General features: G+C 75.9%; 22 protein-coding genes and 1 tRNA gene. 9 read left to right on the top strand and 14 right to left on the bottom strand.

Annotated elements, in window-relative coordinates:
- Positions 1-7: 7 nt before the first annotated feature.
- Entirely contained in the window at positions 8-445 is a 438-nt protein-coding gene (locus ACRYM2_RS10445) for a globin (protein ID WP_432522102.1), read from the top strand.
- Between the two features lie 15 nt (positions 446-460).
- On the opposite strand, the gene ACRYM2_RS10440 is transcribed toward ACRYM2_RS10445, so the two are convergent.
- Positions 461-829 (bottom strand): winged helix-turn-helix transcriptional regulator, encoded by a 369-nt coding sequence (locus ACRYM2_RS10440; RefSeq protein WP_432522067.1) that lies wholly within the window; start codon positions 827-829, stop codon positions 461-463.
- Between the two features lie 93 nt (positions 830-922).
- Between ACRYM2_RS10440 and ACRYM2_RS10435 the strand changes: the two genes are divergently transcribed.
- On the top strand, positions 923-1,534 hold the full coding sequence (locus tag ACRYM2_RS10435) for a malonic semialdehyde reductase (RefSeq protein ID WP_432522065.1): 612 nt from the start codon (positions 923-925) through the stop codon (positions 1,532-1,534).
- Between the two features lie 94 nt (positions 1,535-1,628).
- On the opposite strand, the gene ACRYM2_RS10430 is transcribed toward ACRYM2_RS10435, so the two are convergent.
- Positions 1,629-3,110, bottom strand: a complete 1,482-nt coding sequence (locus tag ACRYM2_RS10430; RefSeq protein WP_432522100.1) for a helix-turn-helix domain-containing protein — start codon at positions 3,108-3,110, stop codon at positions 1,629-1,631.
- Between the two features lie 161 nt (positions 3,111-3,271).
- Here ACRYM2_RS10430 and ACRYM2_RS10425 point away from each other — a divergent pair, with 161 nt between their 5' ends.
- A complete protein-coding gene (locus ACRYM2_RS10425) occupies positions 3,272-5,158 on the top strand; it encodes a phosphoenolpyruvate carboxykinase (GTP) (protein ID WP_432522063.1) in 1,887 nt (628 codons plus the stop codon).
- 69 nt (positions 5,159-5,227) lie between these two features.
- The gene (locus ACRYM2_RS10420) at positions 5,228-6,895 is read left to right on the top strand and encodes a glycoside hydrolase family 13 protein (protein ID WP_432522062.1); all 1,668 of its coding nucleotides are present in this window, start codon (positions 5,228-5,230) and stop codon (positions 6,893-6,895) included.
- A 39-nt stretch (positions 6,896-6,934) separates the two neighbouring features.
- On the opposite strand, the gene ACRYM2_RS10415 is transcribed toward ACRYM2_RS10420, so the two are convergent.
- Positions 6,935-7,900 (bottom strand): zinc-binding dehydrogenase, encoded by a 966-nt coding sequence (locus ACRYM2_RS10415; protein ID WP_432522060.1) that lies wholly within the window; start codon positions 7,898-7,900, stop codon positions 6,935-6,937.
- Positions 7,901-7,950: 50 nt separating this feature from the next.
- On the opposite strand from ACRYM2_RS10415, the gene ACRYM2_RS10410 reads away from it, so the two are divergent.
- Entirely contained in the window at positions 7,951-8,802 is an 852-nt protein-coding gene (locus ACRYM2_RS10410) for an acyl-CoA thioesterase (RefSeq protein WP_432522058.1), read from the top strand.
- A 3-nt stretch (positions 8,803-8,805) separates the two neighbouring features.
- Here ACRYM2_RS10410 and ACRYM2_RS10405 read toward each other — a convergent pair whose 3' ends face one another.
- On the bottom strand, positions 8,806-9,579 hold the full coding sequence (locus tag ACRYM2_RS10405; protein WP_432522056.1) for a hypothetical protein: 774 nt from the start codon (positions 9,577-9,579) through the stop codon (positions 8,806-8,808).
- A 179-nt stretch (positions 9,580-9,758) separates the two neighbouring features.
- Here ACRYM2_RS10405 and ACRYM2_RS10400 point away from each other — a divergent pair, with 179 nt between their 5' ends.
- Positions 9,759-10,946 carry an acyl-CoA dehydrogenase family protein gene (locus tag ACRYM2_RS10400; protein ID WP_432522054.1) on the top strand — a complete coding sequence of 396 codons (1,188 nt, stop codon included), beginning with the start codon at positions 9,759-9,761 and terminating at the stop codon, positions 10,944-10,946.
- A gap of 111 nt (positions 10,947-11,057) precedes the next feature.
- Positions 11,058-12,512 carry a GGDEF domain-containing protein gene (locus tag ACRYM2_RS10395; RefSeq protein ID WP_432522052.1) on the top strand — a complete coding sequence of 485 codons (1,455 nt, stop codon included), beginning with the start codon at positions 11,058-11,060 and terminating at the stop codon, positions 12,510-12,512.
- Here the strand turns inward: ACRYM2_RS10395 and ettA are convergent.
- Entirely contained in the window at positions 12,499-14,175 is a 1,677-nt protein-coding gene (gene ettA / locus ACRYM2_RS10390; protein WP_432522050.1) for an energy-dependent translational throttle protein EttA, read from the bottom strand. The two genes, ACRYM2_RS10395 and ettA, sit on opposite strands and share 14 nt — an antisense overlap.
- 61 nt (positions 14,176-14,236) lie before the next feature.
- Here ettA and ACRYM2_RS10385 point away from each other — a divergent pair.
- Positions 14,237-14,309 (top strand) — tRNA-Arg (locus tag ACRYM2_RS10385).
- On the opposite strand, the gene ACRYM2_RS10380 is transcribed toward ACRYM2_RS10385, so the two are convergent.
- The gene (locus tag ACRYM2_RS10380) at positions 14,271-15,866 is read right to left on the bottom strand and encodes an acyltransferase family protein (RefSeq protein ID WP_432522098.1); all 1,596 of its coding nucleotides are present in this window, start codon (positions 15,864-15,866) and stop codon (positions 14,271-14,273) included. The genes ACRYM2_RS10385 and ACRYM2_RS10380 overlap by 39 nt on opposite strands.
- Here ACRYM2_RS10380 and ACRYM2_RS10375 point away from each other — a divergent pair.
- Complete coding sequence (locus tag ACRYM2_RS10375) at positions 15,760-17,232, top strand: SulP family inorganic anion transporter (protein WP_432522096.1); 1,473 nt, start codon at positions 15,760-15,762, stop codon at positions 17,230-17,232. The two genes, ACRYM2_RS10380 and ACRYM2_RS10375, sit on opposite strands and share 107 nt — an antisense overlap.
- Before the next feature lie 40 nt (positions 17,233-17,272).
- Here ACRYM2_RS10375 and ACRYM2_RS10370 read toward each other — a convergent pair whose 3' ends face one another.
- From ACRYM2_RS10370 to ACRYM2_RS10335, 8 genes are all read right to left on the bottom strand, one after another.
- A complete protein-coding gene (locus ACRYM2_RS10370; protein ID WP_432522048.1) occupies positions 17,273-17,842 on the bottom strand; it encodes a GAF domain-containing protein in 570 nt (189 codons plus the stop codon).
- Positions 17,839-18,132 (bottom strand): hypothetical protein, encoded by a 294-nt coding sequence (locus tag ACRYM2_RS10365; protein WP_432522046.1) that lies wholly within the window; start codon positions 18,130-18,132, stop codon positions 17,839-17,841. The genes ACRYM2_RS10370 and ACRYM2_RS10365 overlap by 4 nt, the downstream gene beginning before the upstream one ends.
- Positions 18,133-18,231: 99 nt before the next feature.
- Positions 18,232-18,477: a hypothetical protein gene (locus ACRYM2_RS10360; protein WP_432522041.1), complete on the bottom strand. Its 246-nt coding sequence runs from the start codon at positions 18,475-18,477 to the stop codon at positions 18,232-18,234.
- Positions 18,478-18,655: 178 nt separating this feature from the next.
- Complete coding sequence (locus tag ACRYM2_RS10355) at positions 18,656-20,248, bottom strand: methyl-accepting chemotaxis protein (protein WP_432522039.1); 1,593 nt, start codon at positions 20,246-20,248, stop codon at positions 18,656-18,658.
- 101 nt (positions 20,249-20,349) lie between these two features.
- Positions 20,350-20,574, bottom strand: coding sequence for an RNA-binding S4 domain-containing protein (locus tag ACRYM2_RS10350; protein ID WP_432522037.1), 225 nt, complete (start codon positions 20,572-20,574; stop codon positions 20,350-20,352).
- Positions 20,571-20,990, bottom strand: coding sequence for a hypothetical protein (locus ACRYM2_RS10345; RefSeq protein WP_432522035.1), 420 nt, complete (start codon positions 20,988-20,990; stop codon positions 20,571-20,573). The genes ACRYM2_RS10350 and ACRYM2_RS10345 overlap by 4 nt, the downstream gene beginning before the upstream one ends.
- Positions 20,991-21,080: 90 nt before the next feature.
- The gene (locus ACRYM2_RS10340) at positions 21,081-24,578 is read right to left on the bottom strand and encodes an ATP-binding cassette domain-containing protein (protein WP_432522033.1); all 3,498 of its coding nucleotides are present in this window, start codon (positions 24,576-24,578) and stop codon (positions 21,081-21,083) included.
- A gap of 74 nt (positions 24,579-24,652) precedes the next feature.
- Positions 24,653-25,147, bottom strand: coding sequence for an HNH endonuclease (locus ACRYM2_RS10335; RefSeq protein ID WP_166617572.1), 495 nt, complete (start codon positions 25,145-25,147; stop codon positions 24,653-24,655).
- Positions 25,148-25,477 lie beyond the last annotated feature (330 nt).

Genomic DNA, 25,477 nt, shown 5'->3' with positions numbered 1-25,477 from the left:
CCCCGAGATGCCCCTGGTGCGCCCGCAGAACCTCATCGGCCGCAAGCCCGCCGGTCCCGACGGCGGCACCCGCTCCTTCTACGACGAGGTGGGCGGGCACGAGACCTTCGTGCGGCTGGTCGACGCCTTCTACGACGGCGTCGCGGCCGACGAGGTGCTGCGGCCGATGTACCCCGAGGCCGACCTGGGCCCGGCCAAGGAGCGGCTGCTGCTGTTCCTGGAGCAGTACTGGGGCGGGCCGACGACGTACTCGCAGCAGCGCGGGCACCCGCGGCTGCGGATGCGGCACGCACCGTTCAAGGTCAACCCGGACGCCCGGGACCGGTGGCTGACGCACATGCGCGCGGCCGTCGAGGCGCTGGGGCTGCCGCCGGCGCAGGAGGGCGTCCTGTGGGACTACCTGGACCGCGCCGCGCACAGCATGCTCAACACCTTCGAGGACTGACCCCGCAGCGCTCGATCACTGCGGCGATCGAGCACCCTCGCAGGCGGAGCGGTCGGCGGGCAGGTTCTCCTGCGCCCAGGCCGTCAGCTCGCGCAGGGCCGGGATGAGCGCACGGCCGGAGTCGCTGAGCTCGTAGACGACCGCGACGGGCGGGCCCTCGTGGACGGTGCGGTGCACGAGGCCGGCGCGGCACAGCTCCCCCAGCCGGTCGGAGAGCACCGAGTCGCTGATGCCCGCGACGGCGCGGCGCAGCTCGGAGAAGCCGGCGGGGCCGGACCCCAGCGTGGCCAGCAGGATGCCGTTCCAGCGCTTGCCGAGGAAGCCGAAGGCGCGTGCGAGAGCCGCGTCGCACGCCCGGGGGTTGTGCTCCACGTGCTCGCTCACGCCCCCACTCTACCCCTTGACACTTCAAGGAAGCTGGGTACTCTCTTTTTCAAAGCTGCCAGCCCACAGCTAGCTGACTCGAGGAGAAGAGCGATGACCACGCTGGACGAGCGCCCCGCCGGACTGGACGAGGCGGCCCGCGCCGCCCTGTTCACCGACGCCCACACCGCCAACACCTTCGCCGCCACGCCCGTCACCGACGAGCAGCTGGTGCAGGTGTGGGAGCTGGCCCGCTGGGCGCCCACCGCCGCCAACACCCAGCCGATGCGCGTGCTCTACGTGCGCACCCCCGAGGCCAAGGCCCGGTTGATCCCGCACCTGAACGACACCAACCGCGACCGCGCGGCGAGCGCGCCCGTCACCGCCGTCCTGGCCGTCGACGACCGCTTCCACGAGACCCTGCCCACCGTCGCCCCGTTCATGGCGGGCATGCAGCCGGTGCTCGAGCAGGACGAGGCCCTGCGCTCCGCGATGGGCGGCTACAGCGCCGCGCTGCAGGCCGGCTACTTCGTGCTCGCCGTGCGCGCGCTCGGCCTGGCGGCCGGCCCGATGGGCGGTTTCGACAAGGCCGGCGTCGACGCGGAGTTCTTCGCCGGCACCTCGTGGCGCTCGCACCTGGTCGTCAACATCGGCTACCCCGGCGAGGGCGCCTTCCGCCCCCGCCTGCCGCGCCTGGCCCACGAGGACGTCGTCCGCTTCGCCTGAGCCCGCCCCGGGTCCCCGATCGTGATCTTCCTCCAGCGTGCTGCGCTGGAGGAGGATCGCGAACGGAGCGGGTGGGCGAGCGGGGCGGCGGGGGTCAGCCGGCGTCGCGGGGGGCGTGCGAGGCCAGGAAGGCGTAGACCTCCAGGTCGTCCACGCCGGGGAAGCTGCCCGCCGGCAGCGGCGCCAGCGTCTGCGCGTGCAGCCGGGCGCTGGGCCAGGCCGCCTCCGCCCAGCGCTCGACGAGGTCGGCGGGTGGGCGGCGGCAGCACGCGACGTCGGGGCAGTCGCTGCGCGCGCGCACGCGGGTGTCGCGGCCGCGGAACCACTTCGCGTGCGCGTACGGCACGCCGACGGTGATCGAGAAGCCGCCGTCGGCGCTGGAACCCGTCTGGCTGGAGCACCAGAACGTGCCCGCCGGGGTGTCGGTGTACTGGTAGTTCTCGGTGGTGCGGTTGCGGACGCCGAAGACCCTGCGCGCCGTCCACCGCCGGCACACCGGCCGGCCCTCGATGGCGCCGGAGGCGTCCTGCGGGAAGGGCACCCCGTCGTTCTCGTAGCCGCGGTAGAGGGCCCCGTCGTCACCGACGCGCAGGAAGTGCAGCGGGATCCCCAGGTGCGAGGTGAGCAGGTTCGTCAGCCGGTGCGCCGCGGCCTCGTGGGTCACGCCGAAGGCGTCCCGGAAGTCCTCCACGGCCAGGTCCTTGTCGGCCTTGGCGGCGGAGAGGAACTGCACCGCGGCGCTGCGCGGCAGCAGGCAGCACGCGGCGAAGTAGTTGATCTCCAGCCGCTGGCGCAGGAACTGCGCGTAGCTGGCCGGGCGCTCGTGGCCCAGCACCCGGTGCGCGATGGCCTGCAGCGCCAGCGAGCGCAGCCCGTGCCCACCGGGGATGGAGGCCGGCGGCAGGTAGATCCGCCCGTGGGCGAGGTCGGTGACGGTGCGGGTGGAGTGCGGCAGGTCGTCGACGTGGATGATCGAGAACCCCAGGTCGGCGGCCATCCGCGCCACCTGCCGGTGGGTGAGCGCACCGACGGTGTACCCGGCCGCGCGCACGAGGTCCTCGGCGACCTCCTCGATCTCCGGCAGGTGGTTGTCGGCCGCGCGCAGCAGCAGCCGCAGCTCGGTGTTCGCGCGGCGCGCCTCCTCCGGCGTGGCGTTCGCGGCGTCGTGGCGGCGGGCGAGCTCGCGGTGCAGCTGCACCAGGGCCTCCAGGGCGTCCATCGGCAGCGAGCGGCCGGCGCGCACCTGGGCCAGGCCCAGCGAGCGCGCCAGCGGCCCGCGCTGGGCGCGGTCCAGCTCGATCTCCAGGGCGGCGCGCCGGCTGGGCGGCGGCGCGGCGTCCAGCAGGTCGGCCGCGGTGGTCCCCAGCGCCTGCGCCAGCGCGGCGACCAGCGACAGCCGCGGCTCGCGCTTGCCGTTCTCCACCTGCGACAGGTGGCTGGGCGCCACCCCGACCGCCTCGCCCAGCCGGGCGAGCGTCAGCCCCCGCGCCCGCCGGTGGTGGCGGACCCGGCGGCCGACGGTGAGGGCGTCCAGCTCCGGCGGCGGGGCGGGCGGGGCGCCGGCGGGGTCGGTCAGCGGTTCGAGCGCGGCGATGCGCAACCGGGGCACGGGATTCACCGTACGTGAAGAACAGCCGTTCTTCCCCGCTCGGGGTCGTTGTGGTGGGTGCGGGCAGGCGTGAGGGTCGGAACACCGCGAGGACGACAGGCTCACCGACTCCGAGGAGGCACGCCGACGTGACGACCGCACCGATCCGCCCGACGACCGCGCAGGACGACGCACCGCAGCTGTCCAGCACCCCCACCGACCACCGCGGGCTGCTCGACTGGGTCCGCCGCACCGCGCTGCTCACCCAGCCCGACGAGGTCGTCTGGTGCGACGGCTCGCAGGCCGAGTTCGACCGGCTCACCGCGCAGATGGTCGCCGCCGGCACCCTGCTCCCGCTGAACCCCGACAAGCGTCCGGGCAGCTTCCTGGCCCGCACCGACCCCGGCGACGTCGCCCGCGTGGAGTCCCGCACGTTCATCGCCTCCCGCCGCCGCGAGGACGCCGGGCCGACGAACAACTGGCGCGAGCCCGAGGCGCTGCGCGAGGAGCTGGCCGGGGTGTTCTCCGGGTGCATGCGCGGGCGCACGATGTACGTCGTCCCGTTCTCCATGGGACCCGTCGGCGGGCCGATCTCCCGGCTCGGCGTGCAGATCACCGACTCCCCCTACGTCGTGGTCGGCATGCGGACGATGACGCGGATGGGCGAGCAGGCGCTGGCCGCCCTGGCTCCCGGCACCACCTTCGTGCCGGCCCTGCACAGCGTCGGGTACCCGCTGGTGGACGCCGTCGGCCGCCGCCGCGAGGACGTGCCGTGGCCGTGCAACGACCTCAAGTACGTCGCGCACTTCCCCGAGAGCAGGGAGATCTTCTCCTTCGGCTCCGGCTACGGCGGCAACGCCCTGCTGGGCAAGAAGTGCTTCGCGCTGCGCATCGCCTCGGTGCTGGCCCGCGAGGAGGGCTGGCTGGCCGAGCACATGCTCGTCCTGAAGGTGACCTCCCCCGAGGGCCGGGCGTTCCACCTGGCCGCGGCCTTCCCCTCCGCCTGCGGCAAGACGAACCTGGCGATGCTGCGGCCCACGCTGCCCGGCTGGCGGGTGGAGACGATCGGCGACGACATCGCCTGGATGCGCCCCGGCCCCGACGGCAGGCTGCGGGCCGTCAACCCCGAGGCGGGGTTCTTCGGCGTCGCCCCCGGCACCGGCTGGTCGACCAACCCGACGGCGATGCGGATGCTGGAGCGCGACGTCGTCTTCACCAACACCGCCCTCACCGACGACGGCGACGTGTGGTGGGAGGGCATGACCGAGCAGCCCCCCGCGCACCTGACCGACTGGCGGGGGCGCTCGTGGACCCCCGACAGCCCGACCCCCGCGGCGCACCCCAACGCCCGCTTCACCGTCTCGGCGGCCCGGTGCCCCTCGATCGCCGCCGAGCTCGAGGACCCCGAGGGCGTGCCGATCGACGCGGTCCTCTTCGGCGGGCGCCGGCGCAGCAACGTGCCGCTGGTCGCCGAGGCCGGCGACTGGAGCCACGGCGTCTTCATGGGCGCCTCGATCTCCAGCGAGCAGACCGCGGCCGCCGAGGGGACGGTCGGGCGGCTGCGCCACGACCCGTTCGCGATGCTGCCCTTCACCGGCTACGACATGGCCGACTACTTCGCGCACTGGCTGTCGATGCGCGAGCGCGTGGAGCACCTGCCCCGCGTCTACAGCGTGAACTGGTTCCGCCGGGGCGCGGACGGGCGGTTCCTGTGGCCGGGGTTCGGGGAGAACTCCCGCGTCCTGGAGTGGATCTGCCGGCGCCTGGAGGGCAGCGCCGGCGCCCGCCACACCCCCGTGGGCTGGGTGCCCGCCCCCGGCGAGCTGGACGTGGCGGGCCTGGAGGTCTCCCCGGCCGACCTGGAGGAGCTGTTCGCGGTCGACCCGGCCGCGTGGCTGGCCGAGGCCGACGCGCTGCAGGAGTGGTTCGCCCGCTTCGGCAGCCGGCTGCCCGCCGACATCGAGGGCCACCTGGAGCTGCTGCGCTGGCGGCTGTCCCCGCTGGTGGCCCGGCCCGCGGCCCCCGCTCCCGCCTGAGCTCCCCGATCCGGCCCCTCGATCCCACCCCTCGGTGCACCACCCGCGCCGCGGCGGCAGGATGGGCGGGTGAGCCAGACGAGCAGCGCAGCGACCCCGCCCGGCCGGGACGCGCCCTGGTGGCGCGACGCCGTCATCTACCAGGTCTACCCGCGCTCCTTCGCCGACGCCGACGGCGACGGCCTGGGCGACCTGCCGGGCATCACGAGCCGGCTGGAGCACCTGGCCGGGCTGGGGGTCGACGCGCTGTGGCTGTCACCGGTCTACCCCTCGCCGCAGAAGGACGCCGGCTACGACGTCGCCGACTACCGCGACGTCGAGCCGGTCTTCGGCACGCTCGCCGACTTCGACGCGCTGGCGGCGCGCGCCCACGCCCTCGGCCTGCGCGTCGTCGTGGACATCGTGCCCAACCACACCTCCACCGAGCACGCCTGGTTCCGGGCGGCGCTGGCCGCCGGGCCGGGCTCGCCCGAGCGCTCCCGCTACGTCTTCCGCGAGGGCCGCGGCGAGCACGGCGAGCTGCCGCCGAACTCCTGGCGCTCGGTCTTCGGCGGGCCGGCGTGGACGCGCGTGGCGGACGGCTCCTGGTACCTGCACCTGTTCGACTCCAGCCAGCCGGACCTGGACTGGACCAACCCCGAGGTCGACGCGGAGTTCCGCGACGTGCTGCGCTTCTGGCTGGAGCGCGGCGTCGACGGGTTCCGCATCGACGTCGCCCACGGGCTGGTGAAGGCCGAGGGGCTGCCGGAGTGGGACCACGAGCAGGCGCTGCTCGACGGGGCGGACGGCTCCGGGCAGCGGCCGCCGATGTGGGACCAGGAGGGCGTGCACGAGATCTACCGCGGCTGGCGGCGCGTGCTGGAGGAGCACCCGGGCGAGCGGATCCTCGTCGCCGAGGCGTGGGTCAGCCCGCCGGAACGGCTGACGCGCTACCTGCGCAGCGACGAGATGCACCAGGCGTTCAACTTCGACTACCTGCGCGCCCCGTGGCGGGCGGGCGACCTGCGCCGGGTGATCGACGCCACCCTGGCCGCGCACGAGGTCGTCGGCGCCCCCTCGACGTGGGTGCTCTCCAACCACGACGTCGTCCGGCACGCCAGCCGCCTGGGCTACCCCGCCGGCAGCGAACCGGTCACCGGCGTCGGCCCGCAGGACCCGCAGCCGGACGCGGCGCTGGGCCTGCGCCGCGCCCGCGCCGCCACCACGTTCATGCTCGCGCTGCCCGGCGGCGCCTACGTCTACCAGGGCGAGGAGCTCGGCCTGCCGGAGGTGACGACCCTGCCGGCCGAGGTGCGCCAGGACCCCTCCTTCGCCCGCACCGGCGGCGCCGACCGCGGCCGCGACGGCTGCCGGGTGCCGATCCCGTGGTCCGGCGAGGCCCCCTCCTACGGCTTCGGGCCCGGCCCGGCGTCCTGGCTGCCGCAACCGCCGTCGTGGCGGGAGCTGTCGGTGGCGGCGCAGACCGGTGTCGAGGGCTCGACGCTGGAGCTGTACCGCCGCCTGCTCGCGGTGCGCCGCGAGCACGGCCTCGGCCTGGGCACCCTGCGCTGGGTCGACCTGCCCGCAGCGGGCCCGGACGTGCTGGCCTTCCGCAACGGCGAGGTCCTCGTCGTGGCCAACCTCGGCGCGGACCCCGTCGCGGTGCCGGCGGGCGCGCGCCCGCTCGTCGCCAGCGGGGAGCTGCCCGGCGCGGCGGTGCCGACCGACACCGCCGCCTGGTTCGCGCTGCCCGCCTGAGCGGCGGGGTCCGGGGCGGCGGGGTCCAGGGCGGCGGGTTCAGGGGCGGAGGAGGACCTTGCCGACGGCCTGCCCGGACTCCAGCCGCGCGAAGGCGTCGCGGGCGTCGACGAGGGCGTGCACGGAGTCGACCTCGGGCGCGAGGTCGGCCAGCTCGCAGAAGCGCAGCAGCCGCTCGAACTCCTCGCGGGTGCCCATCGTCGAGCCGAGCACCCGCAGCTGGCGGAAGAAGACGTTCTCCAGCATCGCCGAGGGGTCCCCGCCGGTGGTGGCCCCGGAGACGACGAGCGTGCCGCCGGGCTTGAGCGCGCGCACCGAGTGCTGCCACGTCGCCTTCCCGACGGTCTCCAGCACGGCGTCGACGCGCTCGGGCAGCCGCTCGCCCGCGGCGAAGGTCGCGGCCGCGCCCCAGGCGGCGGCCTCGGCCAGGCGCTGCTCGTCGCGGCCGGTCACCCACACCCGCAGCCCGGCCGCCGACCCCAGCGCGACGAGCGCGTTGGAGACCCCGCCGGCGGCGCCCTGCACGAGCACCGTCTGCCCGGGGACGGCGCGCGCCTGGGTGAAGAGCATGCGGTAGGCGGTCAGCCACGCGGTGCCCAGCGCGGCGGCCCGCTCCGGGCTCCAGCCGGCGGGCGCGGGCAGCACGTTGCGCCGCGGGACCCACACGTGCTCGGCGAGGGTCCCCGGGTGCAGCTCGGAGAGCAGGGTGCGCCGCGGGTCGAGGGTCTCGTCGCCGCGGAAGTCCTCGTCGGAGACGACGGCGTGGACGACGACCTCGGTGCCGTCGTCGGTGACCCCGGCCGCGTCGCAGCCGAGCACCATCGGCAGCCGGTCGGCGCTCAGGCCGACCCCGCGCAGGCTCCACAGGTCGTGCCGGTTGAGGGCGGCCGCCCGCACCGCCACCCGCACCCAGCCCGGCGGCGGGGCGGCGGCGGGGCGGTCGGCGACCTCCAGCGCGGACAGCGGGTCCTCGGGCGAGAAGCGCACGGCGCGGGCGGCGATCACGCGGCGACGCTACCCCGCTGCCGGGTCCGCGGCCCCGGTAGCGTGCCCGGGTGAGCGACGCCAGCCCCCTGCTCGAGGTCCTCGACGTCACGGCCGCCGCGGACGCGGTGGACGTCTTCACGGGCCCGAACCTGCCGCACTGGCGGGCCCGGCTGTTCGGCGGGCAGGTCCTCGGCCAGGTGGCCGTGGCCGCCGGGCGCACCGTCGACCCCGGCCGGCACCTGCACTCGCTGCACGCCTACTTCCTGCGCCCCGGCGAGCCGGGGGTCCCGGTGGCCTTCGCCGTCGAGCGGCTGCGCGACGGCCGCTCGTTCTCGGCGCGGCGGGTGCAGGCCACCCAGAACGGCGTGCCGATCCTGTCCGGCATCGCCTCCTTCCAGCTGCCCGCCGACGGCCTCGACCACGCCGAACCCGCCCCCGAGGTCCCCGAGCCCGAGGAGCTGCCCAGCGACTACGCGCTGCTGGACGCCGTCGAGCACCCGATGGCCCGCCAGCTGGGCCGGGGCCGGCACGTGGAGCTGCGGCACGTCGAGCCCGCGATCTACCTGGAGCCGGACCCGCGGCGCACCGCGCGGCAGGCGGTGTGGTTCCGGCTGGACGCCCCGCTGCCCGGCGACGACCTCGTGCACCGCGCGGCCCTGGCCTACGCCAGCGACCTCAGCGTCCTGGAACCCGTGCTGCGCCGCCACGGGCTGGCGTGGTCCACGCCGGGGGCGAGCGTGGCGAGCCTGGACCACGCCATGTGGTGGCACCGCCCGGCCCGCGCCGACGAGTGGGTCCTCCACGTCGTCGAGAGCCCCAGCGCGTCCGGCGCCCGCGGGCTGTCGACGGCCAGGATGTACGACCGGCAGCGGCGGCTGGTGGCCAGCGTGGCCCAGGAGGGCATGCTCCGCGTGCCCTGAGCCTCAGCCGGTGCCGAGGTCCAGGTCGAAGTCCGCGTCGAGGTCCAGGTCGAGGTCCGCGTCGACGTCCGCGTCGAGGTCCGCGTCGGCCCCGCCGTCGGGACCGGCCCGCCGCTGCCGGGGGACGCGCGGAGCCGCCCGCAGGTCGCGGTGCTGGCGGCAGCGGGCCCGCAGGGCCGCGACGGCGAGCCCGCCGCCGGACGACCACGTCAGGACGGCGGCCAGCGCGGCCAGCACGAGCGCCTCCCCGCCCGTCAGCCCTCCCGAGGCCAGTCCCCCGCCGATCGACACCACCGCCGCGAGCGGGACCAGCGAGCCCAGCGCCAGGGAGAGCAGCAGGGCGCCGGTCGTGACCCGCGGGGGCACCAGGGGGCGGGTGCGGCGCACCGGGGGCCGAGCGGGGGGCCGGGGCGGGGCGGGGCGACGGGCCGCCGCGACCGGCACGGGGGCCAGCACCCGCCCGGCCGCCGCGCGGGGGCCGCGCGGGAGCCCGGGCCCGCGCTCGGGGCGGGGCGCCGGGTCGCCGAAGCGCTCCCGGAAGGCGCGCTCCTCGGCCTGCGTGCTCACCGGCGGGACGTGGTCGAGCAGCCGCCGCCCGCGGCGCCGGCTGCGCACCACGGAGACCACGCCCGCGCCGAACACGAGCGACTGCGCGGCCCACAACGCGGCGGCGTCGCGGTCGGAGGCGGTCAGCAGGTGCACGGCCGCGAGCGCGGCGAAGAGCGCGTAGCCGCCGGTGGACCACACCAGCGCCAGGTAGCGCCCCTCGCCGATCACGGCACCGGGCCGCTCGCCGTCCTCACCACACCCCGATCCTGGCAGCCCTCCCGGTGGGCGCCCGGCCGGTGGCGGCCCCGGGTGCGGACCCGTCGCCGAGCGTTCACCCGGCGCTCGCCGGCGGGGCGGCGGCGGGCGCCGGGCGGAGGCGCGCGGGCCGTTGTGGCACGGTGTGCGTCGTGACGAGCCAGACGCGGGCCGGGTTGTCCGAGACCGTCTTCGAGGAGCTGCTGCAGCAGGCGCGGGCCGGTGCCGCCGAGCGCGAGCGCACCCGCGAGCTGCCCACCGAGCTGGTGCGCGCGCTCGCGGCCGCCGGCTTCGGCACCGCGCACGTGCCGGCCGAGGTGGGCGGCGAGGGCGTCCCCCTGGAGGTCCTCTTCGAGCGCCTGGTGCGGCTGGCGCGCGCGGACTGCAACGTCGCGCACGTCTTCCGCGGGCACCTGGCGTTCGTGGAGAAGCAGTACTTCGAACCGGACGCCGCGGTGCGCGAGGGCTGGTGGCGGCGGGTGCTGGCCGGTGACCTCGTCGGCAACGCCGTCTCGGAGGCGTCGGCGACCTCGGACCTGTCGACGGTGCTGCGCGAGACGCCCGACGGCCTGCGCCTGGACGGGCGCAAGTTCTACACGACGGGCTCGATCTACGCGGACTGGATCGACACCTCGGCCTCCTTCGGGGACGTCAGCGTCCAGGTCTTCGTCCCCACCCGCGCTCCCGGCGTCGAGATCGCCGACGACTGGAAGGGCTTCGGGCAGCGGCTGACCGGCAGCGGCACGACGACGTTCACCGACGTCCCCGTCGAGCGCGAGCACGTGCGCACCATCGACCCCGACGACGACGCGCAGACCTACATGCTCGGCTTCTTCCAGCTCGTGCTGCTCGCCGTCGTCGCCGGCATCGGCTACGCGGCCCTCGACGACACCGTGGAGTTCGTGCGCGGCCGGCGGCGGATCTTCGGCTACGCCGGGGAGGCGCTGCCGCGCGAGCACCACCTCGTGCAGGCGGAGGTGGGCGCCCTGTCGTCGGCGGCGTCGGCCGCGCGGGCGATCGTCCTCGGCGCAGCGCGCACCCTGGACGCGGCGCTGACCGCGCACCTGGCGGGCTCGCCCGGCGCGGCGCAGGGCCTGCGCGAGGCGCAGCTGGAGGTGTACCGGGCGCAGCAGGTCGTCCTCCCGCTCGTGGTGGACGCGACCGCGCAGCTGTTCGAGGTGGGCGGGGCCTCGGCCGTCGACGCCGAGCGCGGGCTGGACCGGCACTGGCGCAACGCGCGCACGATCGCCACCCACAACCCGGCGCTGCACCGGCGCCGGGCGGTCGGCGACTTCGAGCTCAACGGCACGGCGACGAGGCGGTACCTGCCCGCCGGCTGAACCGCCGAACGGGTGGGTCGTGCTCAGCCGCGCACCGGCGCGGGCCGATGCGTCAGCGTGGCCTCCTCGCGCGCTGACACGCTCCTCCGCCTGCACCTCGCCGTGGGCGGGGTGCTGTCCGTGGTGTGCGTGCTGCTGCCGGTGGGGCTCGGCCGCGACGTGCTGTACTCGGCGATCAGCGCCGGCTGCGTGGCGCTCATGGCGGTCGGCATCCGCCGGCACCGCCCGCGCGCGGCGGCGGGCTGGTGGCTGACGACGGCGGGCATCGCCGTGTGGGCGTGCGCGGACGTGCTGTGGACGGTCTACACCTGGGTGCTGGGCATCTCGCCCTTCCCCTCCCCCGCCGACGCGCTGTACCTGACGAGCTACGCGCTCATCGCGGCCGGGTTCTGGTGCTTCGTGCGCGCGCGGCGGGGTCAGGGCGACCGCGAGGGCGTCATCGACTCGCTGATCTTCACGGTCGGCTTCGCGCTCCTGGCGTGGGTGCTGCTCATGCGCCCGGGGCTGGAGTCGGCGGGCACCTCCACCGCGGCCCGCGTCCTCGCGACGGCCTACCCGGTGGGCGACGTGCTGCTGCTGGCCATGCTGGTGCGGCTGCTGACCACCCGGGGTGCGCGCACGGCGGCCTTCCGCTGGCTGATGGCCGCCAACGCGCTGCTGCTGGTCGCCGACTGCACCTACCAGTACGCGGTCATGACCACCGGGTACACCCCCGGGCTCACGACGGTGCTGTGGCTGCTGGGCTACGTCTCGTTCGCGGCGGCCGCGCTGCACCCCTCGATGCGCCAGTTCACCGACAGCGACGGCGCCGGCGAGGGCGACACCCGCTTCACCCGCCGCCGCCTGGCGGCGCTCACGCTGGCCAGCCTCATCGCCCCCGGCACCCTGATGCTGCAGCTGGCCTTCGGGCTGCGGCTGGAGGCCTGGGCCGTCGCGCTGTCCTCGGTGGTGCTCTTCCTGCTCGTGGTGATGCGCATGTCCGGGCTGCTGCGCCACCTGGAGCGGCAGGCGACCCGGCTGGCGGACATGGCCCGCACCGACGCCCTGACGGGCCTGCCGAACCGCCGCACGAGCGACGCGGAGCTGGAGCGGATGCAGACCCGCGCCCGCGCGGAGGGCTCTCCGCTGTGCGTGGCGGTGATCGACCTGGACCGCTTCAAGGCCTTCAACGACACCTTCGGCCACCAGGCCGGCGACAGCCTGCTCGTGGCGGCGGCGGGCGCCTGGTCCGGGCGGCTGGACGCCGCGCACGCCGGGGTGGGCCCGGGCCGCGCGGCGATGCTGGGCCGCTGGGGCGGCGAGGAGTTCGTCCTGCTGATGCTCGGCCACGACCTGCAGGCGGCGCTCGCCCTCGTGGACGGGCTGCGCGCGCGCACGCCGGCGGGCCAGACGTTCTCCGCCGGGGTGGCGTGCTGGAGCGGGCTGGAGAGCCCCGCGGAGCTGTTCGAGCGGGCCGACGCGGCCCTCTACGCCGCCAAGGAGGGCGGGCGCGACCGGGTGGTGCCCGCCGCGCCGGCGCCGGTGAGCGGCGACGGCGCGGCGAGCGCTCCCGTCAGTCGCGGGTGAGCTTGCGGTACGTCACCCGGTGCGGGCGCGCGGCGTCCGGGCCGAGGCGCTCGATCTTGTTGGCCTCGTAGCCGCCGAAGTTGCCCTCGAACCAGTACCAGCGGGCCGGGTCCTCCTCGGTGCCCTCGTAGGCGAGGATGTGGGTGGCCACCCGGTCCAGGAACCAGCGGTCGTGGCTGACGACCACGGCACAGCCGGGGAAGTCCAGCAGCGCGTTCTCCAGCGAGCCGAGGGTCTCGACGTCGAGGTCGTTGGTCGGCTCGTCGAGCAGCAGGACGTTGCCGCCCTCCTTGAGCGTCAGCGCCAGGTTGAGCCGGTTGCGCTCACCGCCGGACAGGACGCCGGCCGGCTTCTGCTGGTCCGGGCCCTTGAAGCCGAACGCGGAGACGTAGGCGCGCGAGGGCATCTCCTGGTTGCCGACCTGGATGAAGTCCAGGCCGTCGGAGACGACCTCCCACAGCGTCTTCTTGGGGTCCAGGCCGCCGCGGGACTGGTCGACGTAGGACAGCTTGACGGTGTCGCCGATCTTCAGCTCGCCGCCGTCCAGGGGCTCCAGGCCGACGATCGTCTTGAACAGCGTCGTCTTGCCGACGCCGTTGGGGCCGATGACCCCGACGATGCCGTTGCGCGGGAGCGAGAAGGACAGGCCGTCGATGAGGGTGCGGTCGCCGAAGCCCTTCTTGAGGTCCTTGGCCTCGATGACCACCGATCCCAGCCGGGGGCCGGCCGGGATCTGGATCTCCTCGAAGTCGAGCTTGCGGGTGCGCTCGGCCTCGGCGGCCATCTCCTCGTAGCGGGCCAGGCGGGCCTTGGACTTCGTCTGGCGGCCCTTGGCGTTGGAGCGGACCCACTCCAGCTCGTCCTTCAGCCGCTTCTGCAGCTTGGCGTCCTTCTTGCCCTGCACGTCCAGGCGGGCGGCCTTCTTCTCCAGGTAGGTGGAGTAGTTGCCCTCGTAGGGGTAGGCGCGGCCGCGGTCCAGCTCCAGGATCCACTGGGCGACGTTGTCGAGGAAGTAGCGGTCGTGGGTGACGGCCAGCACGGCGCCGGCGTACTTGGCCAGGTGCTGCTCCAGCCACGTCACGCTCTCGGCGTCGAGGTGGTTGGTGGGCTCGTCGAGCAGCAGCAGGTCGGGCGCCTCCAGCAGCAGCTTGCACAGCGCCACGCGGCGCTTCTCGCCACCGGACAGCACCGAGACGTCGGCGTCGCCCGGCGGGCAGCGCAGCGCGTCCATCGCCTGCTCCAGCTGGGAGTCCATGTCCCACGCGTTGGCGTGGTCCAGCTCCTCCTGCAGCTCACCCATCTCGGCCATGAGCTCGTCGGTGTAGTCGGTCGCCATCTCCTCGGCGATCGCGTTGTAGCGGTCCATCTTGACCTTGAGCTCGCCGAGGCCGTCCTGGACGTTCTCCAGGACCGTCTTGGACTCGTCGAGCTCGGGCTCCTGCATGAGGATGCCCACGCTGTAGCCGGGCGAGAGGCGGGCCTCGCCGTTGGAGGGCTGGTCCAGACCCGCCATGATCTTGAGGACGCTGGACTTGCCGGCGCCGTTGGGGCCGACGATGCCGATCTTCGCCCCCGGGTAGAAGGAGATCGAGACGTCGTCGAGGATGACCTTGTCCCCGTGGGCCTTGCGCGCCTTCGACATGACGTAGATGAATTCAGCCACGCCCCCAGGCTAGTCGAGTCCGTGGGCGCCGCCGCCAGTCGTGGGTAGGGTGCGCACACCGGCCTCCGTAGCTCAGTGGATAGAGCACCGGACTTCTAATCCGATGGTCGCAGGTTCGAATCCTGCCGGGGGCGCCGCTGCGAGCTGCGACGACGCCGTCCCGGTGCCCACCGGGTGACCCAGGCGGCGCCCTTGAGGCTCAGCGCCGGGTGCTCGACGAGGTTCCACGACAGGGCGGCGACCACGGCGGTGACCGCCAGGCTGATCGCGATGAACGGCACGGTCGTCAGGGCGGTGGCGCCGGCGGCGACCAGCAGCTGGGCGATCGGCCAGTGCCAGACGTAGACGCCGTAGGACAGGTCCCAGCGCGGTCGCCACCGCAGCGGCAGGCGCACCACCGCGTAGACGACGACGTAGGCGAAGGCGGGCCCGGCCAGCGCCCGGTGGTCGGGCAGCAGGTGCAGACCCGTCACGACGAGGGCGACGCCGATCAGGGCCAGGACCCCGCTGACCGGGACGCGGTCGGCGAACAGGTGCGCGGCGGCGCCGAGCAGGAAGACGAAGGCGAAGCGCAGCATGATCGTCGAGCCGAGCGGGTTGAAGCCGGCGGTGGCGGCGATGGTCAGCGCCCACAGGAGCGCCAGCAGGACCAGGACGAGCCGGCGCCGGCGGCGCAGGACGCCCAGCACGCCGAGGACGGCGACGATCCCGTAGCAGGCGGCCTCGAAGAAGAGCGTCCACAGGGCGCCGTTGACCACGTCCGGGGCGCCGCCGGTGCCGGGCAGCCCGGCGATGCCGAACTGGCGCATCAGCAGCGCGGCGTTGGAGGTCAGGTAGCTCAGCGCGGACCCCGGGCCGGTGAAGACCGAGGTGGCGCTGCGGCCGGTGAGCACGGCCATCAGCGGGGCGACGAGCAGGGCGGTGCCCAGCAGGCCGGCCCAGAAGCCGGGCAGGATCCGCAGCGCCCGGTGCCAGGCGTAGCGGCGCAACGAGCCCAGCCGCAGGTAGCTGGCCGTGACGAGGAAGCCGGAGAGGACGAAGAAGCCGTCCACGGCCAGGCTGCCCAGGTCGGTGGAACCGGTCTGCGGCTGGTGGCCGGAGCCGAGCAGCATCGTGTGGACGACCGCGACGGTGCCGGCCAGCAGCAGGCGCAGCACGTCGAGGCTGTTGCTGCGCGGGTCGAAGGCCGTGGCCAGCGTCGGGCGGGCGCGCCGGCGGACCACGAGGTCGTCCCCGGCCCCGCGGGAGGCGGGCACGGGTGCCCGCTCCGCGGCGGGGTGCCGCAGCGGTGGTGTCCGGCGCTCGGGCGTGGTGCTCACTCGTCCTCGTCTCGTCGTCCAGCGGGTCGGTGGGCGGCTCGTCCCGGACCCTACCCTTACGTGAGGGTAGGGTTCGGGACGGGCCGGGGCGCCGCACCCGGACGGCGCAACCCGTCCCCGCCAGACCCCGCAGCGCACCTGCGCGCCGGTCGGCCGCGTTCCCGGCCGCGCCCCGACGACCCCGACGACCCCGACGACCCCGACGACCCGGAACGGACCGCTCTTGGCCTCCTCGACCACTCCCGCGCCCACCGCAGGCGCCGCCCTGCCGGCACCGGTCCGCCGACGGCCCCCGTGGCTGGACCCCCGGGTGCTGCGCACCGAGGCCCTCGCCGGCCTCGTCGTCGCCCTGGCGCTGATCCCGGAGGCCATCTCCTTCTCCGTCATCGCCGGCGTCGATCCCCGCGTCGGGCTGTTCGCCTCCTTCACCATGGCCGTCTCCACCGCCGTCCTCGGTGGGCGACCGGCGATGATCTCCGCCGCCACCGGCGCGGTCGCGCTGGTCATCGCCCCGCTGGTGCGCGAGCACGGCCTGGACCACCTGCTGGCCACCGTCGTCCTCGCCGGCGTCCTGCAGGTCGTCCTGGGCGTGCTGGGGGTGGCCAAGCTGATGCGCTTCGTGCCGCGCAGCGTCATGGTCGGCTTCGTCAACGCCCTGGCGATCCTCATCTTCTGGGCGCAGGTGCCGCACCTGCGCGACGTGCCGTGGATCGTCTACCCGATGGTCGCCGCGGGCATCGCGCTGATGGTGCTCCTCCCCCGCCTGACCAGGGCCGTCCCGGCCCCGCTGGTCGCGATCGTCCTGCTCACCGTCGTCACGCTGGCCGCGCACCTGGCGGTGCCGACCGTGGGCGACGAGGGAGAGCTTCCCGACAGCCTGCCCTTCCCGCTGCTGCCGGACGTGCCGCTGACCCTGGACACCCTGGGTGTCATCGCCCCCTACGCGCTCGGCATGGCGCTGGTGGGGCTGATGGAGTCGCTGATGACGGCCAAGCTCGTCGACGACGTCACCGACACGCACTCGTCGAAGTCCCGCGAGGCGTGGGGGCAGGGCGCGGCCAACGTCATCACCGGCTTCTTCGGCGGCATGGGCGGCTGCGCCATGATCGGCCAGACCATGATCAACGTGAAGGCCGGTGCCCGCACCCGCGCCTCCACCTTCCTGGCCGGCGTCTTCCTGCTCGTCCTCGTCGTCGGCCTGGGCGACGTCGTCGCTCTCATCCCGATGGCCGCCCTGGTCGCGGTGATGGTCGTGGTGGCGGTGGGGACCTTCGACTGGCACTCGGTGCGCCCGGCCACGCTGCGGCGCATGCCCAAGTCCGAGACCACCGTCATGGTCGCCACCGTCGTCGTCGTGGTCGCCACCGAGAACCTGGCCATCGGCGTCGTCGTCGGTGTGCTGGTCGCCGCGCTGCTCTTCGCCCGGCGGGTGGCGCACCTGGTGGAGGTCACCAGCGCGCTGAGCCCCGAGGGCGCGCGCGTGTACTCGGTGAGCGGAGCGCTGTTCTTCGCCTCCTCCGACGACCTCGTGACGCAGTTCGACTACGCCGGCGACCCGCAGCAGGTGGTCATCGACCTGACGGCCGCGCACGTGTGGGACGCCTCCACCGTCGCCGCGCTGGACGCCGTCGAGACCAGGTACGCCGCCCGCGGCAAGCAGGTGCGCATCACGGGCCTGAACGAGGCCAGCTCGGCGATGCACCAGCGCCTGGCCGGCCACCTGGGCGGCGGTCACTGACCTCCGCACCGACGCGGCCGGTGCGGCCGGGACCGCCGGCTCACCCCTGCCCGGCAGCCGCCTCGAGCCGCTCGACGGCCCGCGCGGCGATCGCGCGCAGCCGGTCGAGGTCGCTCTCCGTGAAGGTGCGGGGGGTGGTGTCCAGGACGCAGACCGAGCCGACGACGGCGCCGTCGCCGGTGCGCACGGGCACGCCGGCGTAGGCGCGGAAGCCGTCGACGACCGTCAGCGGGCTGTGCCGGGTGGCCTCGTCGGCGCTCAGGTCCGGGACGACGTACTGGGCGCCGGAGCGGACGACCTGCGCGCACGGCGCCCACTCGGCGGGCGTGGCGCGGGCCTCGGCCATCCAGCCGGTGAGGCCGTGCTCGCCGGCGATCAGCTGGGCGCCGGTGAGCACGACGTTGAACAGCGCCACCGGGGCGCCCACCCCCGCCGCCCCCGCGGCCAGCAGGTCGCCGACCAGCGGCTCGACGTGCTCGAGCTCGTCGGCGCGCAGCCGGGCGACGGCCTCCAGGCGCTCGTGCTCGTAGAGGACGTCGTCGGTGACGACCTCGGCGGAGGAGAGCTGCTCGGCCAGCCAGGCCTGCCACTGCTCCGGGGACTGGCTCACTGGTGCTCCTCGTGGGTCGTGCTCCGCAGCGCGCGGTGCACCCGCGTGCGCAGCAGGCAGCTGCGCACGGCGATCCGCAGGCGGGGGTCGGTGGAGTCCCCGAGGAGCCACTGGCCCGCCCGCTGCAGCTGCTCGGGGGTCAGCGCGGTGCCGTGCAGGCCGGTGGCCGCGGTGGCGCGCGACCACGCCAGCAGCGCCTGCTGGGGCCCGACGACGCCGGCGATCTCGCGCAGCCAGTCCACGACGGTGGGCGCGGCCAGGCCGCGGACCTCCGCTCCGGTCAGCGGCACGGTGGGCTCCAGACGGGCGGGGACGGCGGACCCGTCCCCATCGGCCCGCCCGGCCGCGACCTGAGCCCCGCGCCCGCCGGACCGGTGCCCGGCCGGCGCTCAGGAGGCGTCGGGACGGCGCTCGACGAGGTAGCTGTGGCCGCCGACGGTGACGCGCTCCCACTGCCCGTACCCGGCGCTCGCCTCCTCCCGGGTGCGCGGGCCGCGCGGCGGGCCCTCGTGGGTGCCCACCTGCGCGGGGCCGGTGAAGCTGAAGGCGGCGTCGAGCAGCAGGTCGACGAGCTTGTGGCGGGACCGGGGCCGCTGCAGCGAGGTGGGCAGCGCGTCGGTGTGGCGTTCGGGCACGACTACTCCTTCATGCACCAATGGTTCGTGCACCAATCATCGTTCCGCGGACGCGGGAACTCAAGCCGGACGGGGCGCGCGCGGCGCACGTCACACCCGGGCGCGCACGACGACGGCCGCGGCCCCCTGCCGGGGACCGCGGCCGTCGCGCGAGCCGGGCGGGCTCAGCGCGGGGAGCTCACAGCCGGAAGGCGCCCACCGCGGCGCGCAGCTCCTGCGCCGCGCCGGAGACCTCGTCGGCCGCGGCGCGCGTCGCACCGGCGTCGGCCGTCGTGCGCGAGGCCGCCGAGGCGATGCCGGAGATGTTGTTGGTGATCTCCTGGCTGCCGTTGGAGACCTCGGTGACGTTGCGCACCATCTCGCTGGTGGTCGCGCTCTGCTCCTCCACCGCCGCCGCGATGGTGGCCTGCAACCCGTCGATGCGCGCGATCACCTCGGTGATCTCGGTGATCGCCGCCGCCGCCGAGGCCGCGTCGGTCTGGGTGGCCGCCACCCGGCCGACGATCTCCTCGGTGGCCCGCGCGGTCTGCTGGGCCAGCTCCTTGACCTCCCCGGCCACCACCGCGAAGCCCTTGCCCATCTCCCCGGCGCGGGCGGCCTCGATGGTGGCGTTGAGCGCCAGCAGGTTGGTCTGCTCGGCGATGGAAGTGATGAGCTTGACGACGTCACCGATCTCCCGGGAGGAGACCGACAGCCGCTCGATGGTGGTGCGCGCGTCCTCGGCGGAGGCGACCGCGGCCGTGGCCACGGCGGAGGCGTCGGCGGTGGAGGCGGCGATCTCGCGGATCGCGGCGCTCATCTCGTCACCGGCCGCGGCGACCGTGCTGACGTTGACGGCGATGTCGCCGGAGGCCAGCAGCACCACGTCGGCCTGCGCGGAGGACTCCCCCGCCCCCGCGGACAGGCGCTCGGCGACGTCGGCCAGGCTGCCGGAGGCGCCCTGCAGGCTCTGGACGCTGTGGCCGATGGTGCGGATCGTGCCCGAGACCTGGTCCAGGGCGGTGTTCAGCGCCAGCGCGGTCAGGCCGACCTCGTCGCGGCCGGTGACCTCCACGCGCTCGTCCAGGCGGCCGGCGGCCAGCGCCTCGGCCACGCGGCGGGTGCGCCCCAGCGGACCCGCGATCGAGCGGGAGATGAGCACCGACAGCGCGACGGCCGCGAGCACGGCGCCGGCGGTGACGGCGATCACGAGCAGGCGGGCGGCGCGGTGGGCGGCGGCCCCGTCGGCGGCGTCCTGGGCCGCGACGGCCGTCGCGGTCTCCTGCACGGCCTGCAGGGAGTCGTTGACGACCGAGTGCCCGATGCCGCCGGCGGAGACCGCGATGGACTCGTCGTTGCGGGTGGCCATGAACGCCTCCTGGTCACCGGCCAGGGCCAGCCGCACCAGCACCTCGGTGCCGGCGGCGTAGTCCGCCAGCGCCGCGTCGACGGCGTCCAGCTGCTCGGCGGGCACCTCGGGGCCGGAGCCGCGGTAGGCCTGCCACGTGCCCTCCACGTCGGCGAGGGTCTCCTCGAAGGCGGCCTGCGCGTCCGCGGAGGGCACCAGGGCCAGGGCGAAGAGGTCCTTGGTGGCGCGCTGGAACTGCGTGCGCACCTGACCGAGGGTCTGCTGGCCCGTCACGCCCTCCTCGCTGACGGTGCGCAGGCGCTCCTGGGCCTGCGCCAGCTGCACCAGGCCCACCCCCGCGATCGTCACGAGCAGCAGGCACAGGACCGCGAAGCTCGCGGTGATCTTCGTGGCGACGCTGAGGTCGCGCAGGCGCTGGGACACCGCTGTTCTCCAGGGAGGGTCGTCGGAGGGCGCGCCGCGGCGCGGCACGAGGTGGTCATCGGCACCCCGGCCGCCCGGGTGGAGCCCTCCGCCGCCCGTCCTCAGCCGGTGACGCGCACCCGCCAGGACTGCGTGCCGCGCCGCACGACGTCGCCGTCGGCCAGCTGGCGCCCGCGGCGCTCCTCGGCCTCGTCGTTGACGGTGACCTCCCCGGCCGTCAGCACCTCCCGGGCCTCGGCGCCGGAGTCGACCGCACCGGCCAGCTTGAGGAACTGCCCGAGCCGGACGACGCCGGTCACCTCCACCTCGCGCGCGGGTGCGCTCACTCCTCGACCACCAGGGCCGCCAGCACCCGCGCGATGCGCTCGACGTCGGCCGCGGTGAGCCGCTCGGGCACCGACACCTCCACGCGCGTGCCGTCGGCGAGCGGGATGGTGTGCCGCAGCAGCGGCCGGCCCGCCGCCACCACGTCGAGCACGTCCGCGCTCACGGCGTCCCCGGCCACCACGTCCTCGGCCACCGCGTCCTCGGCCACCGCGTCGACGACGTCCTCGGCCGGCACCTGCGGCCCGCCGGTGCGGGTGCCGCCGGCCGGCGTCGAGCCCAGGAACGCCTTGAGCTTGTCGATGCCCTGCGCGGCCAGCCGCTCCGCCTGCGGGTCGATGCGCCCGGTGCGCAGCCCCTGCCCCAGCAGCTGGCGCAGCACCGCGTCGATCGAGTCGCCCTGTCCTCGTTCGTCCATGCCAGGAGGATCGCACCCCCCGCGCGGGCGGCGCGTCGGCGCCCGGGGGGACCCGGCCCTCCCCCGGGCGACGGACCCCCGGCCCCCGGATCAGCCCGCCAGGTGCCCCCAGCGCTCCTGCAGCTCCCGCCACGGCCCCACCGCGGCGACCCGGCCGTCGGCCAGGACCACCACGCGGTCCGCGGCCAGCAGCGCCGAGCGCTTGGAGGAGGAGCCGACGACGGTGGTGCCCCGCGCGCGCAGCGACTCCCACAGCTCCACCTCGGTGCGCGCGTCCAGCGCCGAGGACACGTCGTCGGCCACCAGCAGCTCCGCGCCGGTGGCCAGCGCCCGGGCCAGCGCCAGCCGCTGCACCTGCCCCCCGGACAGGCGCACCCCGCGGTGGCCGACCAGGGCGCCGTCCCCGCCGGCGTCGGTGACGTCGCGCTCCAGGCGGGCGTCGCGCACGGCACGTCCGGCGCCCGCGCGGGCGTGGGCGTGGTCGAGGGCGACGTTGTCGGCGAAGCTGCCCGAGAGCACCCGCGGCACCTGCGCCACGTAGCTGACCCGGCCCGGGCGCAGGAAGGTCTGCGGGTCCTCGACGTCGGTGCCGTTCCAGCGGATCGCGCCCTCGTGGTCGACCAGCCCCGCCAGCGCGGCCAGCAGGCTCGACTTGCCGGCGCCGACCCGCCCGGTCAGCAGCACCAGCTCACCGGCCCGCACCCGCAGGTCGACGTCCTGCACGCCGACCGTCCCGTCGTCGTGGACGGCCGCCAGCGACTCCACGACGAGCTCGCGCAGCGGCTCGCGGGGCGGTGGCGGCGGGGCGGGCGCGGTGCCGGCGATGAGGTCCACCGACGGCGGGACCCGCACGAGGTCCGTCCCGCCCGCCAGCGCCGCGACCGCCCGCAGCCACTCGCGCGCGACCGGCGCCTCGGTGACGACCGCACCGGCGACCGTGCCGTAGTACGAGGCGCCGGCGACGGCGGCGGCCACCAGCAGGGCCTGCGCCAGCGACCACCAGCCCAGCAGGTGCAGGCCCCAGGTGAGCACCACGCCGCACTGCACGAGGATCCCCGGAACGCCCTCCAGGACGGCCCGGACGCGGAACTCCACGACGGAGGCGCGCACCCGGCGGGCGTCCACCCGGCCCAGCGAGGCCAGCACGGCCGGCACCGCGGCGGCGAGCTTGACGGTGCGGGCCGCGTCGACGGCCGAGCCGAGGGCGCGGCCGAAGGCGGCGCGCGCGTCCCCGGCCACCCGCCCGCGCCGCCCGGAGGCGCCGGCCCCGGCCACCGAGACCAGCGCCGAGCCGAGCATCACCGCCGCCACGACCGCGCCCGCCGCGGCGTCGCGGGCCACGGCCGCCGTGACGAGCGCGACGAGGACGCCGATGACGACGTCGACCCAGCGGTCGACGTAGAAGACGAACCGCTCGGAGTCCAGCGAGCGGGCGGTGACCTCCCCCGCGGGCACCCGCACCGGCCGGCGCTGGCCGGTCTGCCCGCGCAGCACCGCCAGGCGCAGGGCGAGGGTGACGGCGTTCCACCACGCCGGGTAGACCCGCAGCGCCACGCCCAGCAGGAACGGCACGGCCAGCAGCGTGGCGACCAGGCCGGCGGCCGGCAGCCGCACGTCGGCCGCCGAGGCGCCCGGTGCGCCGAGCCCCTGCACCACCAGGCCCCACAACCAGCCGCTGAGCGCGCCGTAGGGGCCCAGCAGCGAGGAGAGCAGGAACATCAGCGCCCCGAGGACCCCCCAGCGGGGGTGGCTGAGGACGGCCTGCAGCACGGCGCGCGCCAGGTGCACCGGCCCGGCCGGTGCCGGGGGGCGCTCGCGCCGCGGGCGCGGCGGCGGGGCGTGCCCACCGGGCCGGGGCGGCGGCTGCGCGCCGGGGTGCTCGTCGGGGTGCCCGTGCCCGGCGGCCGCCAGCAGGTCGGCGAACGGGCCGGGGGTGGCGGCGAGCTCCTCGCGCGGGCCGTGCTGCACGAGCCGGCCGTCGTCGAGGACGGCGACGGTGGCCGCGCGCCGCGTCGTCGACAGCCGGTGCGCGACGACCAGCCCGGTCCGCCCGGCCAGCAGCCGCTCTGCGGCGGCGCCGACCCGCTGCTCGGTGACGGGGTCCATCCGCGCGGTCGCCTCGTCGAGGACGACGACGCGCACGTCGCGCACGAGCAGGCGGGCGAAGGCGACCAGTTGCTCCTCCCCCGCGGACAGGGTCGTCCCGCCCGGGCCGAGGAGGGTCTCCAGGCCGTCGGGCAGCCCGGCGACCCAGTCGTCCAGCCCCAGGGCTGCGACCGCCTCCCGCACGCGGGCGTCGTCGACCTCGGCGGTGAGGGTGATGTTCTCGCGCAGCGACCCCGCGAGGACCTCGGTGCGCTGGGTGACCACCCCGACGGTGGCGCGCAGCTGCTGCAGGTCGAGGTCGCGCACGTCGACGCCGCCGAGCAGGACCGCCCCGCGCGGCGGCTCGACGGCCCGCGAGAGCATCGCGGCCAGGGTCGACTTGCCGGAGCCGCTGCGCCCGACCAGCGCGCACGTCGTCCCGGCCGCCACCCGCAGGTCGACCCCGCGCAGCCGGAAGCCGCCGGGGTGGGCGAAGTCGAGGTGCTCCACGCGCACCTCCAGCGGCCCGGCCGGCGGCGGGTGCCCGCCGGTGGGCTCGGCCGGTGCGCCGAGCAGGCCGCGCACGCGCTGCAGCGCCCCCAGCCCGGCCTGCACGAACGGCAGCTGCTCGCTGATCTCGGTGAGGTCGCCGGCGAACCCGCCGCACAGCAGCCAGATCGTCACCAGCTGCGCCACGCCGAGGCGGCCGTCGCCGACGAGGAGGGCGCCGCCCAGCACCAGGCCCGAGCACATCAGCGCCAGCAGCACGGTCGTGCGGCGCACGACGGCGGCGGTCGCCTCGCTGGTGCGCAGCACGCGGGCCAGGACCTCGGCGGCCAGCTGGGCGTAGCGGCGCACCACGTGCGCCTGCCCGAGGCTGGAGCGCACGTCGTCGCGGCCGGCGACGGCCTCCTCCAGCTGGGCGGCGTGCTCGGTCCAGGCGACCTCCTCGGCGAGCTTGCGCGCGGCCAGCTCCCGCGTCAGCCGGCGCCCCAGCAGCCAGGCCAGCAGCGCGACGAGGGGGAAGGTGAACCAGGCCGGCCACCAGGTGAGCCCGGCGACGACCCAGCCCAGCAGGGAGCGGACCAGGCCGCGGCCGAGCTCCCAGACGCTCTCGCGCAGCAGGTGCCCCAGCTGGCGCGGGTCGTCGTCGACGCGGTCGAGGACCTCGCCGACGGCCTGCTCGGCCAGGGCGGGCACGGGCTGGGCGAAGGCGGCGGCCAGCAGGTCCGCGCGCAGCCGGCCCTCGGCGCGGCCGACGGCACCGGCGAGCGCGAGCCGGCCGGCGGTGTCCAGCAGGCTCGCGCCCACCAGCAGCACCGCCAGGGCGGCCAGCAGCCCGGCCGTCGGCCCCGCCGCGATGCGGCCGGTGACGACGGCGCCCAGGGTCTCGCCGACGGCGGCGAGCACGCCCAGCACGAGGGCCAGGACGGAGGCCGGCCCGGCGAGCCGGCGCACCGTCAGGGTGCGGTCGGCCGCCGGGGCGGGCTCGCTGCGGCGCACCCGGGAACGCTAGCGAGCGCGCCCCCGGGCGGTCCTGCCGTTTTCCCGCGGGTCCGCTGCGCCCGGCGGGCGCCTCAGGCCGCCGCCGCCAGGAAGGAGTCCCAGCGGGGGTCCGGCTGCTCGGCGCCGCGCACCGCCCAGGAGGCCCCGCGCGGGGCCGCGGGGCGGAAGGGCAGCGTCCAGCCCATCTCCTCCGGCGTGCGGTCGCCCTTGGCGTTGTTGCAGCGCACGCAGCAGGCGACGAGGTTCTCCCAGCTGTCCGGTCCCCGCCTGCTGCGCGGCAGGACGTGGTCGACGGTGGTGGCGTGCCCGCGGCAGTAGGCGCAGCGCTGGTGGTCGCGGCGCAGCACCCCGCGCCGGCTGACGGGGACGACCGTGCCGCGCGGCACCCGCACGTAGCGGGTGAGCAGGATGACCGACGGGCGTTCCAGGCTCACCGTGGCGCCGACGACGGGATCGGCGTCGGCCAGGACCACCGACGCCTTCCCGGCGAGGACGAGCACGAGGGCCCTGCGGAAGGACACCACCGCGAGCGGTTCGTAACCGGCGTTCAGCACGAGCGTGCGCACATCCACCTCCACACACGACGAGAGGCGCCGACCCCGGTGGGGAGGGCGCCTCTGAGAGGGACGACGGCGTGGGAGCGCACATGGTGGTGGTGCACGCGGTGGTGGACCACCGCCGCGCACCGCGGGGCGTGCGGTACCGAGGGGGCTGCTGCGTGCTGACGCGTCGTCATCGAGCCTCCCGCGGGTGCCGTCGTCGTGACCGCACTGTACGTCGCGGGTGGTGGAGCAGTCAGCAACTTTCGGGTGAACCGCCGCGCGGGCCCCCTGCACGCACCCCGCGCGTGCGGCGAGCCGCCGGCCCGGAGGAGGTGGGGAGTCCTCCGGGCCGGC

It is taken from the genome of Kineococcus aridisoli, assembly GCF_050871885.1.
Lineage (GTDB): Bacteria > Actinomycetota > Actinomycetes > Actinomycetales > Kineococcaceae > Kineococcus.
This window is presented reverse-complemented; position numbering and strand designations above follow the sequence as displayed.

What these genes read in the sequence shown, in the direction of transcription:
- ACRYM2_RS10435 (WP_432522065.1), top strand. Translation starts at nt 923, where the DNA reads ATGACCACGCTGGACGAGCGCCCCGCCGGACTGGACGAGGCGGCCCGC.
- ACRYM2_RS10380 (WP_432522098.1), bottom strand. Translation starts at nt 15,866, where the DNA reads ATGGCCTCCGGGATCAGCGCCAGGGCGACGACGAGGCCGGCGAGGGCC.
- ACRYM2_RS10345 (WP_432522035.1), bottom strand. Translation starts at nt 20,990, where the DNA reads ATGGACGAACGAGGACAGGGCGACTCGATCGACGCGGTGCTGCGCCAG.
- ACRYM2_RS10445 (WP_432522102.1), top strand. Translation starts at nt 8, where the DNA reads ATGCCCCTGGTGCGCCCGCAGAACCTCATCGGCCGCAAGCCCGCCGGT.